This window comes from Neptunicoccus cionae, assembly GCF_014643735.1.
Classification (GTDB): domain Bacteria; phylum Pseudomonadota; class Alphaproteobacteria; order Rhodobacterales; family Rhodobacteraceae; genus Amylibacter; species Amylibacter cionae.
The window spans coordinates 1-12,960 of sequence record NZ_BMKA01000011.1 but is presented as its reverse complement, the minus strand read 5'-3'; the positions used below and the strand labels follow the sequence as shown (position 1 = coordinate 12,960).

Sequence of the window (12,960 nt, the reverse complement as noted above, 5' to 3'; positions counted from 1 at the left end):
GGAGCGCCACAATGGAAAAGTACGCACCCGGAGATATCGTCGAGGTCGAAACAACGAAGGGGCTGGCTTACGTACAGCTCACACATACCCACCCGAGCTATCCTCCCGTGGTCAAGTTCCTCCCGGGGTCTTACGAACACCGGCCCGACAATGTGACTGTATTGGCCGAAAAACCCGCACCGATAGCCATGGTCCCCCTAACGGGGGTATTGAATCGGTTAGGGTTGAAGCACGCGCTTGCCGGAAGGTCGGACATTCCGCATTCGGAAAGAAGCTTCCCGATTTTCCGGATGCCGATTCGCGACAAGCAAGGCAAGATCATCTATTGGTGGTTCTGGGACGGCCAAGGGTTGACCTATTCTACCGAGCTGATGGAGCAGCAGGAGACGCTGCCAATGCGCGAGGTTATGTCTTCAGGCCACTTCCTGGATCAGTTGCTGGCCCATGACGAGTAGCAGGAACAATCCGCGCCGACAGGCGCGATGACCGCGGGGTTCGGTGGCCTCTTGGCCGCGTTCGGAGCGTTCTGCTACGCCTTGAGTTCGGTTTCCATTGCCAAGAGCTCCCAATCGGTTCAGGGCCGCGGCAACGACGTTCTTATCTCTGTGCTGATGACCGCCGTTGTCTCCGGGGCGCTTTGGCTGCTCCTGGGTCCAACGATGCCGGAACTTGGACGCGGTGTACTCATTGGTGTGGCCTATTTCGTTGCAGCCGGGGTGCTTGGCAACGTTGTCGGCCGTCTTACGCTGTTTCGCTCCGTAGAGCTTGCCGGAGCCATCGAGACCGGTTTCATCCGACGCCTGATACCGGTGTTTGCGGCGCTGTTGGCGTTCTTTCTGCTGGGTGAGGTCATCACCACACCTGTGGTCATCGCCTTCTTTCTGGTTACCAGCGGCGTGGTGGTCATGATGTCACGCGCTTCTGTCAAATCGGCTTCTGACTTAGCGGTCGGAGAGCCCGCCCCTCTAGAGAGGAACAAGGGCCGCGCGATGGCCGTAGCGTCGGCCGCCGGATATGGTGGCTCTTTCGTCTCCCGAAAACTCGCGATGCAGACTTTGCCAGACCCTCTGGCCGGCGTGTTCATCGGTGCGATGACGGGTCTAATGTGGTTCGCGGTCTCCTGGGTGTTCCGGTTCAAATCGCGCAACGCGCTGTCCTGGCGAATTCAGCGGCCGAGCGGGTGGCAACTTCTGGCTGGCGGTTCGATGACCGTTGGACAAGTGGCGCTGTTCTTTTCGCTTATATTTACTGATGTGACCGTCGTCGCGATCATGTCATCGATCGAGATGTTCTTTGCCGCCTGGCTCGCAGGCCATATCTTCAAAACCGAACGGCGCCCAGGTCCCAGATTCTACCTGGCGTCTGCACTGGCCGCGACCGGTGTGACACTTCTCGCCCTTGCGCCAAGGTTTGGTTAGCGGGACTGGCAACACACGCTTGCGAGATTATCCAGAAGCTTGTCCATCGCAGCGAAAAGGCGACCCAACTCGTCGGGTTCAAATCCCGCCGAGGCGTGATCTGCCGCGAGACGCGCAGATTTCATTGCGCCATCGATCCTTCGAAGGCCTGTGTCAGTCAGGTCGACATGAACCACGCGCCGGTCGGACTGGCTGCGGTTACGCGTGATAAGATCTCGCTTTTCGAGCTCGTCCAGTACGCGTGTAGATGACGCCTTTTCGATGCCCAGCAACCCGGAAAGCTCGGATTGTTTTAGTTTGCCTTCCTCTCTCAGGCACCGGAGATGAATGTACTGCGCCATGCTGAGCCCGGTTTCGCGCAACTGCTCCTGCAGCAGCTTACCATAAAGATGATGCGCCAGGCGGAGCGACGCCCCAAGACCACGTTTCCTAGAAGGTGATTGCGGCACGATTTGCGCCCCCCTAATTTAGATGTCTTATTTCTTGACAATTCTAAAGCCACTCTTATAGTAAGGCAATCTTACTAACTTGAAGCAAGACTGGGCAACAGACGGAGGAGCTAAGATGCCAGAAAGATTGCTATGTGCGGTGTCGGACTTGAGCGACAAGACGGCAAAGATTTGCGAGGTCGACGGGGTCGAGATCGGGGTCATTCGGCACAAAGGAGACATCGTTGCATATAAGAACGTGTGTCCGCACCAAGGTGGCCCGGTATGCGAAGGCCTAAAGATGCCGCAGGTCTGCGTCGAACTCGACGACCAGCAGCGCGCGCTCCGGCAGACCTTCAACGAAGACGAACTGCATTTCGTTTGCCCGTGGCATGGCTGGGAATTCAAGATTGCGACGGGCGAAGCCGTTGGCGATCCAAAGTACAAAATGAAACGTTACAACGTGGTGGAAAGAGGAGGTGAGGTCTATGTCGAAGTTTGACCAGATAGCCGCTGAAGCTCCTGCTCTGGAGGCATCGGTCGATGCTGTCCTGAATGCACTGCGCAACCCCGAAAGCAGTGGCCTGCGCGCCGAGCAACTTCAGGCGCTGCTTTCACACGCTGTGACCGCATATGCGAAACTTCGCGAAACCAATGACGGCTTGCCCGCATTCCCACGAGACAACGATGTCTCGGCGACAGCTGTCGCCATCGCCGCGACCGGCATTCTCGATGCCGCCGATATGGCGGTGTTCGAGTTGGGCATGTGGCAGACGCTGAATCCGTAACACGAGGGGAGAGAGATAAAATGTCTTTGACGGGCAACACGATGAACTACAGCTCGGATAACGATCCGGCGATACAGGAATTTAACACCAGCAAGCTGCTGAAGAACGCACGTAAGCAAGCGGAAGACCGTAATTACAAAGACTTCTTCATTTGCGATGTGGACAGCCACCACTATGAGACTGAGGCCTTGCCGGAAATCCTGCAATACATGGACGACCCGGTGATGCGCCATCTTGGCTTGTCAGCCGGTAACGTTGGCCGCGCCGGCCTTATTCCGCAGGCGATCGGTTCGCAGGACATGGCTGGGCGCGTGACGCGCTATGCGGGTCGGAACAAGGAAATTGTCCCCGAAGAACCACACCGCGACATCACTTTGGCACGGCGCTGGATGGACGCGATGGGTACGGATATGGCGTGCCTTTTCCCAACCCCAATGCTGTTGTTGGCAACGCACCCCCAAGTCGAGGTCGAGGTGGCAATGGCCCGCGCCTATAACCGTTGGCTGAGCGAGCGCATTCTTGAAGAAGACAATCGCCTCGTATCCATGGTCTATCTGCCCATGAACGAGCCGCACGAAGCCGAGAAGATGATTGACGAGTTCGCCGAAAAGAAAGGCGTCGTTGGGTTCCTTTCGACTGGGTATCTCAAGCGGCCAGTGCATGACAGCGCAAACATGCGTATTTATGCCAAACTGGAAGAGCATGGAATGCCTCTTGGCTTCCACGCGGCTTATCACTGGGCCGACACCTCGTTGGCACAGCTGAACAAGTTTATCTCAGTTCACGCGCTTGGTTTCAGCTTCTGTAACATCATCCACATGACCAACTGGGTTATGAACGGCATGCCCGAGCGTTTTCCAAAGCTGAAAACCATGTGGATCGAAAGTGGTCTGGCTTGGGTTCCTTTCCTGATGCAACGGCTGGACAACGAGTACATGATGCGTACGTCCGATGCTCCGCTCTTGAAGAAAAAACCCAGCGATTACATGCGTGAGATGTACTACTCTACGCAGCCGATGGAGCTGGTGGACAACCGCGAAGCCTTGGAAGTCACCTTCAAGATGATAAACGCAGAATCGCAGTTGCTCTATTCGTCCGACTATCCGCATTGGGATATGGATCTTCCGAGCACGATCTATGACCTTCCGTTCTTGGACGAGAAGGCCAAGCGGAGCATTCTAGGTGGAAACGCGCAGAAACTGTTCAATCTTGACCCAGTTATGTCCGAGTGGAAACTGGAGGCAAACGCCAAAGGTTGACGCCGTTCTCGTCGTCCGTCTTCAACAGGACACGCATATACGGATCACTGCGAGGCTGCCCGGAGAACATCCGGGTGGCCTCTTTCATGCTTGAACGGCACGCAGTATGTCTGGCGGTTATCGCGACCTAGCTATCTCTTGAAGCGCGGCAAAAAACATAGACATCTAAGTAGTCAAATGATAGCATGTCTTAGCGTTCGATCAGTGAGGCGAAGATGAGCATCAAGAATATCCTTATTACGCATTCCGGGAGTGCTGGATTCCCGAGTGGCGTAGGTCATGCGACAAAAATTGCGGCCAAGCACGATGCATGGCTGACGGCGGTTTATGGCAGCACTTCTTCCTACTTCGAACATGTTCTCGGCCTGACCGAGGAACTTCTCGACAAGCTCGGAAATGTGCGAAATGAGAAAATCGAAGCTGCTCGAGCCTTTTTTGAGGAGCAAGCTTCTTCGGCAGGAGTGGCCGAACGGTCGCGTTTTGTTATGCCAAGCGAGATCGGAAAGTTAAGTTTGCCCGAAATCGCACGTAATTTTGATTTTGTGGTGACAGGCTACCAATCGAACCTTCCTACCGATGAATTTCGCGCTGTGAACCCAGATCTTATGGCACTACAAAGCGGCCGCCCAGTCCTTGTTGTACCCAATGGATACTCTACTGACAAACTCGGTTCACATGCTCTCGTCGCCTGGGACGGAAAGCGCTCGGCAGCCCGAGCGCTCAACGACGCAATGACGATCTTGGAGGAGAGACCGCGCAAGGTCACGATCTTGAGCGTTGGCGCGAGCCTGCCGAAAATGCCCGAAGGAACAGACATTGTCACCCACCTCCAACGCCATGGTGTTGACGTGGAACAGGTCGAGCGCCCCAAAGGCAAGAACGGCATAGCCGACGTTATTCAACGGACCGCTGCCGAGTTGGGGGCAAAGTTGATCGTGATGGGGGCTTACGAACACAGCAAATTCTCACAAGACCTGTTCGGTGGCGTTACCCACGAAGTCATCAGGAACAGCCAAGTGCCGGTGTTCATGTCCCACTGACCGCATCGTCGCGCCTTTCGGAGGGCGTCCTTTGCGTGGCTAGCAGTGTCGTCCCCCGCGCGGAGCCTTCTGTCCATGATCATGCAGGCTCGGCGAAGGATTGACGGATTCGGTCCATGAGCTGAATTTGCGGCGCGGAGAACACCGTCTTCTTGTCGTAGACCAGGAACAGCGGCATCGCAATTTCCAGCTCTGGTGTATGCACAAGGCGAAGCCCTGACACCTCTGGGTCCCTCGGCAATGCGCTCTTGAAGACGAAACCGGCCCCGACATCGGCGCGGATCGCATTTAAGATCGGCTCGGGATGCCCGAAGGCCAGTACGCTGTTGGTTCTCACGACCCCAGCGGCGCGCAGCACCTCATCGATGAGTTCTCGAGCCATTTGCCCCTTCGGCGGGGTGATCAGCGGCAATGTCCCTAGCTCATCGATGTAAGCGACATCGCCGACCAGTCGGCTCTCTATCGCGGCCACCAGATAAAGCGGCTCGCGCCAGAGCAATTCGATTTCCAACCGTGAGGTGTCGCGATTGTGATCAACCAAAGTGATACCGAAGTCGCAATCCCCAAGCAGAACTGATTCCGTGGCCAGGTAGGGGCTGGCCATCGACACCGAAATCCTGGCCGATGGGAATTCCTTTTTGAACGCAATTATAGTTTCAGACAACTTGTAGGTGCCGGCCACCATCGACGAGGCGATCCGCGTTCGGCCAATCAGACCTTTCTTGATGTCTGCGAGGTCAAGAAACATATCTGAGCTGCGCTGAATAGTTTCCTTCGCCCAGGCAAGAGTGCGACGCCCGGCATGTGTCAGTTCGATGTTGCGCCCGGCCTTGCGCACCAACTTGACACCAAGGCTCTTCTCAAGACTGCGCAGGTGGGCGGTTACTGCGGGTTGCGCAATATTCAAATACTCCGCCGCGCGGGTTACACTGTTGAATTTGGCGATCGTGCAAAAGACGTGCAGCTTGTGCAGCGTGAGATTGCGCGACCGAAGCAAGTCTTTCGACGGCGTGTCGTTCGGTTCTTCTGGCCGATCTTTGCGCAATTCCTGTTCTCCCGTGTCAGGCATCCGGTTTGATGGCTCGGAAGCATACCAAAACCACAATAAATCAGTCGGGCAAGTTCAGGAATCAACTCTATTGATTGAGTGCCCGGCATTAAATCATAACCATAGCCATATATATTGTCGACGTTTGCGTATTGGACCCGAGACCGCTCGGCATCGCACAATCGGAACATTCCTGATCCTTGCGCGGCTATCGCAGCGGCTCGAGTGATACAGTCGGCTAGAAGCCTGTCGTCCAGAAGAGTCGAAGGTTCATACCATTTGAAGGGAGGAGGAAAGTTTGAAGGAATTTGCGTTCGGTACGGAGCCGCCCGGGTCCGGTAGGATTTGCGTCGTCGGGGCCGGATTCATGGGATGTGTCATCGCGACACTCTATGCGCATCACGGCTATGATGCGGTGATCTGCGACAGCAATCAGACCATGCTTGACACTTACGTAGAGCGGGCCCGCCCGATCGCGGCAGGACTGGTCGAGGATTCGGATGCATCGGAGGCCATGCTAGCCGGAGTGACACTTGAGCCGGATCTTGCGAGCGCGATCGAAGGGGTCTTCCTCGTGCATGAAGCAGTGCAGGAATCCCTGGAAGTCAAACAGGCCCTGTTCGCGGAACTCGAAAGGATCTGTCCGGAAAACGTGGTGCTGGCGACCAATACCTCGTCCTTCCTAATCTCCGACATCGCCGCTCAAATGACACGCAAAGAGCGGATGATGGGCATTCACTATGTTACTCCGGGTCATATCGTTCCCGTAATCGAGTTGATCCATGCGGCCGATACGCCAGCGGAGTTGGTGGCATGGAGCCGCATGCTGGTGCAGAACATCGAACATGTCGGTGTCGCGATCCTCGAACGTCCAGGCTTTCTTGTGAACCGGATCCAGTTCGCCATGCTGACCGAGATCTATCGTCTGATGGACGAAGGCCTGGTGTCGCGTAGCCCTTAATTGTGAGATGAGAAATCCAACGAAATCAACGGCCTTGCTTTGCCCTTAAATATGATATTTTGCCTTTAAATCCGATATTTTTGCCCTTAAACCTGAGACAGGGTTCGCAGCTTCGTGTGGCAAATATTGATGGATGATGATCGCGAAGACTTCGTTGCCGCTGGTGCTGAGGAGGCGCGCAGGGCGGCCGTTCTGCGTCCGCTTGTTCAGGCATATCTCAAAGGAACTGGCAGTCTGGAAAGAGGCATCAATGACGCCGTTTGGGAGCTTGGTGTCAGCAGGGCGACTGTCTGGCGCTGGATAAAGCGTCTGGCCGAAGAGGGTGGGCGCACCAGCGCGCTGGCTTCTCGGAAACGGGGCCGCCCGACTGGTACAACCTTGATATCCGGCAAGGTGGAAGCGGTGATCGAAGAACATCTTCGCCGTTATTTCTTACGGCGGGAACGCCCAAGCCTGTCGCGCATCGTGACAGAAATCCGAAGCGCGTGCTGGCAGCAGGGCTTGCAACCGCCGACACGTCGGACGGTTCAGCGCAGGCTGGATGCAATGGATGCCCGTGAAATTGCCAAGGCACGCGAAGGCGCAAAGGCGGCCCGCCAGAAATTTGCGCCGGTCGTAGGCGACAACAAGGCAAACCGGCCACTGGAGGTCGTGCAAATCGACCATACGTCTGCGGACATCATTCTCGTCGACAGTTTTGAACGCAAACCAATTGGGCGGCCTTGGGTCACGCTGGCGATCGACGTCGCAACGCGGATGGTGACCGGATATTACACCTCTCTCGAGGCACCTTCGCGTCTGTCGGTGGCGCTTTGCCTGACACAGGCTGTGGCCCCCAAGGCGGAACTTCTGGCGGAATTGGTGCGCAATGTTCCTTGGCCCGCGCAGGGTAAACCGCATAGCATCCACGTCGATAACGGGCGCGATTTCCGGTCGCATGCCTTTCGGTCGGCATGTGCAGAATGGGGGATCGATCTGGTCTATCGGCCGCCAGGCAGTCCTCATTTCGGAGGGCACATCGAACGATTGATCGGCACGATGATGGGGGCCGTGCACCTGTTGCCTGGAACAACGCAATCCTCGGTCGTGGCCAAGGGCGACTATGACGCCGAGGGCATGGCCACGATGACCTTAAGCGACTTCGATCGCTGGTTTGCTCTGGAAATCTGCCGCTACAACAACAGCATTCATTCAAGTCTTGGCTGCACGCCCGTTGCCAAATGGGAGGCGCTCTCAGAGCAAATGATGGGCGATATCCCCTTCGAGATTGAAGCCTTTCGGGTGAGCTTTCTGCCAAGTGAACTGCGCAAGGTCAGGCGTGACGGCATCCATCTGTTCCAGATACGGTACTGGTCCGATGCGCTTGCAGGCCACATCGGGCGCGGGGATGGAAAGGTGGTCGTCCGCTACGACCCTCGCGACCTCTCGGTGATCTGGGTCGAACTGGATAATGACCGATACGTCGAAGCTCGGTACCGAAACCTGGAAATTCCGCCTGTGTCGCTCTGGGAATATCGCGAAGCCATGAGGAATGCCCGTGCCCTTGGCAAGTCCGGGTCCAATGAGCTGGTCCTGGCTGAGCTGATCCGACAGCAACGCCAAATCGAGTCTGAAAGCCGGAGCCTGACGAGGGCCGAACGCCGATCCCGTGAAAGAAAAGGGACATTGGAGGGCGCCAACTCGGCCGTCTCAACAACCGAAGGGCTGCGCGCGATCGATACGGGTGATACATCGCGCCCATTGTTCAAGGTGGAGAGATGGTGAATTGAGGGCAGGAAAAACAGAGGAAGACGGTCGGATCACCCTCATTCAATCGGATATCTGGATTGGCTTTCCGCGGGCCGAACAAGTTCTGGACCGTTTGCAGTGTATGATCGAAGCGCCAAGGCAAACCCGTATGCCTGGCCTTCTTGTGCATGGCGCGTCCGGGATCGGAAAGACGATGATCGCCCGCAATCTTTCGCGCAGATATGCACCGGAATATGACCCAACATCGGGAATTACGCGAACGCCGCTGTTACTGTTACAAGCACCACCAGCTCCCGACGAACGACGGTTCTATCTGCACATCCTGGCGACCGTCGGGGCACCGGCCACGGCACTGAGCGCGCGCGCTCAAAATGTGGCCTCCCTCGAAGTCCGTGTCGTCGCGCTCTTGCGCGACCTTGGCCTGCGGATGATCATGATCGACGAAGTCCACAACCTCTTGGCCGGGACCCACCGCGAACAGCGCCGCTTTCTCAATGTTCTGCGGTATCTCAGCAATGAACTCGAAGTGTCGCTGGTCTGCCTGGGGGTCAGCGAGGCCGTCGATGCCATCCGTGGTGATATCCAGCTTGCCAGGCGGCTGGACGAACATCACCTTCCAAACTGGCGCGACGACGCCGAGTTCTCGGACATGATCCAGACACTCATCGCGGCAATGCCCCTCGAGAAGAAATCCAATCTGAAGGTCAAGTCACTAAAGCAGATACTTGCGCTGACCGGCGGGGTGACCTCGCGCATCTTCGCCCTGATCAAGGATCTTTCCATCGACGCCATTGTCACAGGTGATGAATGCATCACCGATGACGCAATCGCAAAATGGACGCCGGTTTGGTCGCGCCATGCGAACCCCCATCGGCGGCTCGAGAAGTCCGGGGTGTGAAGCCGCACCCGCTGCCCAAGACTGTCGCGCCGCTGCCCGACGAGTTGTTGTCAGGTTGGTTGTCTAGGCTGGCGGCGGCCAACTACTGTGATGATGCGGAACTACTGGCTCATCTCAGAATCGATACCGCGCATGGCACCGCCTTGAACTTCAACGTCGACGCGGCTGCGGCGGCGAAGATTGCCAACGCCGCACGGATTGACCCAGATGTTGTGCGATCTTTGACCTTCCCAGCAATGACGACACGAGAAGCCTCGCTGACGGCCCAGATACCATTCCAGCATTGCCTGCAATGTTCCAGAGAGGGCCTTTCGCTCAAGCATTGGAGGCGAGCCTGGGCATTCGACTGCCAGGTTTGTGGGACGAGACTTGTGCCGACGCTCGGCAAGGCCAGTGGCGAACAGATGCCCGAAAAGCTGATAAATCGTGCGCGCAACGGCGCCGCGCGGCTTGAATACGCCGCGCGATTACGCAGCTCCAAGCAATTTCGGCGCGCAATGCGCGCGGTCACCTTTGCCATATCATTAAAGGCCTTCCGCGGAGATCCGTTATACGCTCTTCAGGGCCACAGGCTGGAAGTAAGGCTGTTTTGCCTTGCTGCAATTGATGCAGCCCAATCCCGTCCACTGGTCAAAGCGGCCATCTCAAGCTCCGGCATCGACGACTATGCAAGGGTTGCTCTATTGCGCGCCTTCGATAAGGAGCCACGTCTGCTTGCCGCGGTCGATTACATCGCCCGGCAGCGCGCGAAAAGCATAGGCGCGATGGCAGTGGAATCTCATAATTAAGGGCAAAAAATATCCCCGAACGCGTCGTGTCTCAGATTTAAGGGCAACGCGACAGTTGCCTGACCATGCTGCGGCTGCCATCCATGCGTTGATCTGCCAAGCGGAGGCGATTGCCGATCAGGCTGAGGCCCTGGAGAAACGGATCCTCGAGTGGCACCGGACGCACGAGACGAGCCGGCGACTGGCGACCATTCCCGGTATCGGACCGATCACCGCCAGCGCAATTGCTGCAAATGTTCCGGATCCGAGCCTGTTCCGCTCGGCACGACAGTTCGCGGCCTGGCTAGGCCTGACGCCACGGGCGAACTCAAGCAGTGGCAAGGATCGACAGACCGGGATCAGCAAGCAGGGTGATGGATATATCCGGCGACTGCTCGTTTCCGGCGCGACTGCGGTGCTTCGCTTTGCAAGGCAGGGCGATGCCGGCAAGGCTTGGATGCTTGGGCTTAAAGCACGCAAGCGACCGAAAGTCGTTGCGGTCGCGCTCGCCAACAAGACTGCCCGGATCGCTTGGGCGCTCCTGCGCCGCAACGAGATCTACGCGGCCCCTGTCTCCTGAGCGCGGAACCGCTGACGGAATGCGTGAAGCTGAGAAGAGATGACAAACCGGTCGAACCGGGGATCGGGACACCCCAGGGGGTCAAGGCGCAGAAAGCGCGCAATTTTGATTGGGACCCGATCCGCGGACTTCATCTGGGCCAGCGGCTAGACCGCACCACAAAGGCCGTAGACATGACTGCTTTCGGCATAGGCGCGTCAATTCCCAGCTTGCGCAGCAGGGGTCGTCCAGACATGGGAACACTTGCCCTCGCCAGAGATGCCCACTGCGCGTTGGCGACGGTCCACCAATGACTTGCGCCACCGGACCTGTGGGGGAACCGGCGCAGCGCCAGTTCCCCATCGGCTCATTCTGCCGGAACCCAGGGCCGGTTATAGGCTGCCACGCGCCAATCACCGTGTTCGATGAACCGGGGGGCGCTCCCGGTTTCCAGCGCCTCGGCTGCGGCGTTCAGCGCCTCGGGCGATGTCTCGGGCCAGGCGCCCGTTTCGATCCGTTCGACCAGGGTCTCGACGATGGCCGTGCTTTCGGCAGCCGTGAACTCGCAATGGCCCGTGCCCTGGACCAGCGACTGCCGATACAGATCGCCGGTACCCTGCTCCTGCACCAGCGCGCCGTAGCCTTCCATCAGCGTGTAGGGAATGGCCCAGTCGCCCAGCATGTGGATGCGGATCGCCGGAACCTGCAGATCGCCGGTCGTCGTGCGCCCGTCTGCGGCCCAGAAATCGCGCGCATAATCCGAGGCCGCGATGCGGGGGGCGGCGTCGATCCTGGCAATGTCGGCCTGAAGGTCCAAACCGGCCTGTTCGTAGAGCGCCTCAACCGTCCGCGCCATCGCGGGTGCGGCATTCTGGTAGAAGGCGGCATAGTCGACCCCCTCGTTCCCGGAAAGTTGCTGCCCCGATGCGGCGTTTTCGAACAGAAGCCGCGAGGACCCGCCAACATTACCGCCGATGCGCAGCGCCGAGGCCACGATCATGTCGGCCATGGCGCCGGCATCCGCGGTGTCGGGTAGTTCGGTCCCCTCGACCATCCACGGCGACCACTGTCCGATGGCGAAGGCAAGCGCCAGCCGCGCGCGGCCCTCCGGGCTTTCGCCCGCCGTTTCGATGGCGGCCATCCAGGACGCACGGATCGCGTCAAGGCTGCGCTCGCCACCCGCTCCGGCATTGGGCAGGCCGACGATGGCGAGATCGCTGGCCGGACCGTGCCCAGCGGCCTCATAGCTTTCGCCCAGCAGGGTCTGCATGGCGAACCAGCCATCCAGGAAACTGCTCATGATCCAGACCGGCGTATGGGCGGCAAGCACGACAGAACCGTCGATCTTGTCGGGGTAGACTTCCGCAGAGGCGAGACTGTCGAGACCGCCGCCGGAACATCCGTACTGAAGGACCATGTCCGGCTCGCGCTCGAGTTTGGTGAACGTGTCTTGCACGGTTTCGAGGTTCAGGATCTCGCGCTGCGGATCGTACTGCCAGAGCCGCAGTGGATGGCGGGCCAGACCGGCGAAGGCATAGCCGCGCGCCAACAGATCGTCGTAACGCGGGGCGAAGCCAGGAACATGGATGAAGCTAGCGAAATCAAGGTCGCGTAGCAGCCGTCCGTTCCAGTTTGCGGGGACACGGATAAGCCAGGACGTACCATCGGGCAATACACCGCTGTGCTCTCTGAACGACGTCTTGTCCTGCGCCATGGCGGGGGCGGCAAGGCCAGCCACCAGGGCTAGGCAGAGCGCCCAAGTTCTGGCCTGCGTGCGCAGGTCGGTCGGATATGAAATTCGTGACATGGTGTTCCTCCAGATTGTGTTCATGGATGACGGGAGCCTCCTCTGTTCCTGCCGTTCCACCATAAACGTAGAGGTCTAATTTTATGGGTGTCAAGTTCAAATTTGAGTAACATCAACGCCTTTTCCACAATTCGTGTCGTTGTGCCCTAATTAAAGAGAATAGAGGCTAATTTTTCCCTGACTTTTCAATGGCTGCTTGTACCTCTATTTGTGGCATTGTACCTTTAATTAGGATACT

General features: G+C 57.8%; 13 protein-coding genes and 1 pseudogene. 11 read left to right on the top strand and 3 right to left on the bottom strand.

The genetic code is table 11. The annotated features are described in order from the left end of the window. The first annotated feature begins 11 nt into the window (after positions 1-11). Both IEX10_RS19190 and IEX10_RS19185 read left to right on the top strand, forming a co-directional pair. Positions 12-455 carry a hypothetical protein gene (locus IEX10_RS19190; protein ID WP_007803168.1) on the top strand — a complete coding sequence of 148 codons (444 nt, stop codon included), beginning with the start codon at positions 12-14 and terminating at the stop codon, positions 453-455. Between the two features lie 27 nt (positions 456-482). After that, positions 483-1,418, top strand: coding sequence for an EamA family transporter (locus tag IEX10_RS19185; protein ID WP_188678871.1), 936 nt, complete (start codon positions 483-485; stop codon positions 1,416-1,418). Here IEX10_RS19185 and IEX10_RS19180 read toward each other — a convergent pair. Continuing rightward, the gene (locus tag IEX10_RS19180) at positions 1,415-1,867 is read right to left on the bottom strand and encodes a MarR family winged helix-turn-helix transcriptional regulator (protein WP_229678653.1); all 453 of its coding nucleotides are present in this window, start codon (positions 1,865-1,867) and stop codon (positions 1,415-1,417) included. The two genes, IEX10_RS19185 and IEX10_RS19180, sit on opposite strands and share 4 nt — an antisense overlap. Positions 1,868-1,982: 115 nt before the next feature. Here IEX10_RS19180 and IEX10_RS19175 point away from each other — a divergent pair, with 115 nt between their 5' ends. The 4 genes from IEX10_RS19175 (at position 1,983) to IEX10_RS20070 (ending at position 4,933) form a co-directional block, all read left to right on the top strand. Next, positions 1,983-2,348, top strand: coding sequence for a Rieske (2Fe-2S) protein (locus tag IEX10_RS19175; protein WP_076626060.1), 366 nt, complete (start codon positions 1,983-1,985; stop codon positions 2,346-2,348). Continuing rightward, positions 2,335-2,634, top strand: coding sequence for a hypothetical protein (locus IEX10_RS19170; RefSeq protein ID WP_007803160.1), 300 nt, complete (start codon positions 2,335-2,337; stop codon positions 2,632-2,634). Before IEX10_RS19175 ends, IEX10_RS19170 begins: the two co-directional genes overlap by 14 nt. A 20-nt stretch (positions 2,635-2,654) precedes the next feature. Beyond that, positions 2,655-3,893 carry an amidohydrolase family protein gene (locus IEX10_RS19165; protein WP_007803158.1) on the top strand — a complete coding sequence of 413 codons (1,239 nt, stop codon included), beginning with the start codon at positions 2,655-2,657 and terminating at the stop codon, positions 3,891-3,893. A 215-nt stretch (positions 3,894-4,108) separates the two neighbouring features. Further along, on the top strand, positions 4,109-4,933 hold the full coding sequence (locus tag IEX10_RS20070) for a universal stress protein (RefSeq protein ID WP_229678652.1): 825 nt from the start codon (positions 4,109-4,111) through the stop codon (positions 4,931-4,933). A 79-nt stretch (positions 4,934-5,012) separates the two neighbouring features. On the opposite strand, the gene IEX10_RS19155 is transcribed toward IEX10_RS20070, so the two are convergent. Next, positions 5,013-5,978, bottom strand: a complete 966-nt coding sequence (locus IEX10_RS19155) for a LysR family transcriptional regulator (RefSeq protein ID WP_162277754.1) — start codon at positions 5,976-5,978, stop codon at positions 5,013-5,015. Between the two features lie 301 nt (positions 5,979-6,279). On the opposite strand from IEX10_RS19155, the gene IEX10_RS19150 reads away from it, so the two are divergent. The 5 genes and pseudogenes from IEX10_RS19150 to IEX10_RS19130 all read left to right on the top strand — a co-directional run. Next, a complete protein-coding gene (locus tag IEX10_RS19150; protein WP_007803148.1) occupies positions 6,280-6,942 on the top strand; it encodes a 3-hydroxyacyl-CoA dehydrogenase family protein in 663 nt (220 codons plus the stop codon). Between the two features lie 129 nt (positions 6,943-7,071). Continuing rightward, a complete protein-coding gene (locus tag IEX10_RS19145) occupies positions 7,072-8,706 on the top strand; it encodes a TnsB C-terminal domain-containing protein (protein ID WP_188678869.1) in 1,635 nt (544 codons plus the stop codon). Next, entirely contained in the window at positions 8,666-9,589 is a 924-nt protein-coding gene (locus IEX10_RS19140) for a TniB family NTP-binding protein (RefSeq protein ID WP_229678651.1), read from the top strand. Before IEX10_RS19145 ends, IEX10_RS19140 begins: the two co-directional genes overlap by 41 nt. Continuing rightward, positions 9,586-10,377 carry a TniQ family protein gene (locus IEX10_RS19135; RefSeq protein WP_007803196.1) on the top strand — a complete coding sequence of 264 codons (792 nt, stop codon included), beginning with the start codon at positions 9,586-9,588 and terminating at the stop codon, positions 10,375-10,377. Before IEX10_RS19140 ends, IEX10_RS19135 begins: the two co-directional genes overlap by 4 nt. A gap of 43 nt (positions 10,378-10,420) precedes the next feature. Then, positions 10,421-10,936: pseudogene (locus IEX10_RS19130) on the top strand (IS110 family RNA-guided transposase); the annotation flags it as partial. Between the two features lie 346 nt (positions 10,937-11,282). Here the strand turns inward: IEX10_RS19130 and IEX10_RS19125 are convergent. Beyond that, positions 11,283-12,722 carry a hypothetical protein gene (locus tag IEX10_RS19125; RefSeq protein WP_188678866.1) on the bottom strand — a complete coding sequence of 480 codons (1,440 nt, stop codon included), beginning with the start codon at positions 12,720-12,722 and terminating at the stop codon, positions 11,283-11,285. Between the last annotated feature and the right edge of the window lie 238 nt (positions 12,723-12,960).

Excerpts from the sequence above, each read along its gene's own strand:
- IEX10_RS19145 (WP_188678869.1), top strand. The coding sequence starts at position 7,072 with ATGGATGATGATCGCGAAGACTTCGTTGCCGCTGGTGCTGAGGAGGCG.
- IEX10_RS19165 (WP_007803158.1), top strand. The coding sequence starts at position 2,655 with ATGTCTTTGACGGGCAACACGATGAACTACAGCTCGGATAACGATCCG.
- IEX10_RS19125 (WP_188678866.1), bottom strand. The coding sequence starts at position 12,722 with ATGTCACGAATTTCATATCCGACCGACCTGCGCACGCAGGCCAGAACT.
- IEX10_RS19185 (WP_188678871.1), top strand. The coding sequence starts at position 483 with ATGACCGCGGGGTTCGGTGGCCTCTTGGCCGCGTTCGGAGCGTTCTGC.
- IEX10_RS19175 (WP_076626060.1), top strand. The coding sequence starts at position 1,983 with ATGCCAGAAAGATTGCTATGTGCGGTGTCGGACTTGAGCGACAAGACG.
- IEX10_RS20070 (WP_229678652.1), top strand. The coding sequence starts at position 4,109 with ATGAGCATCAAGAATATCCTTATTACGCATTCCGGGAGTGCTGGATTC.
- IEX10_RS19170 (WP_007803160.1), top strand. The coding sequence starts at position 2,335 with ATGTCGAAGTTTGACCAGATAGCCGCTGAAGCTCCTGCTCTGGAGGCA.
- IEX10_RS19190 (WP_007803168.1), top strand. The coding sequence starts at position 12 with ATGGAAAAGTACGCACCCGGAGATATCGTCGAGGTCGAAACAACGAAG.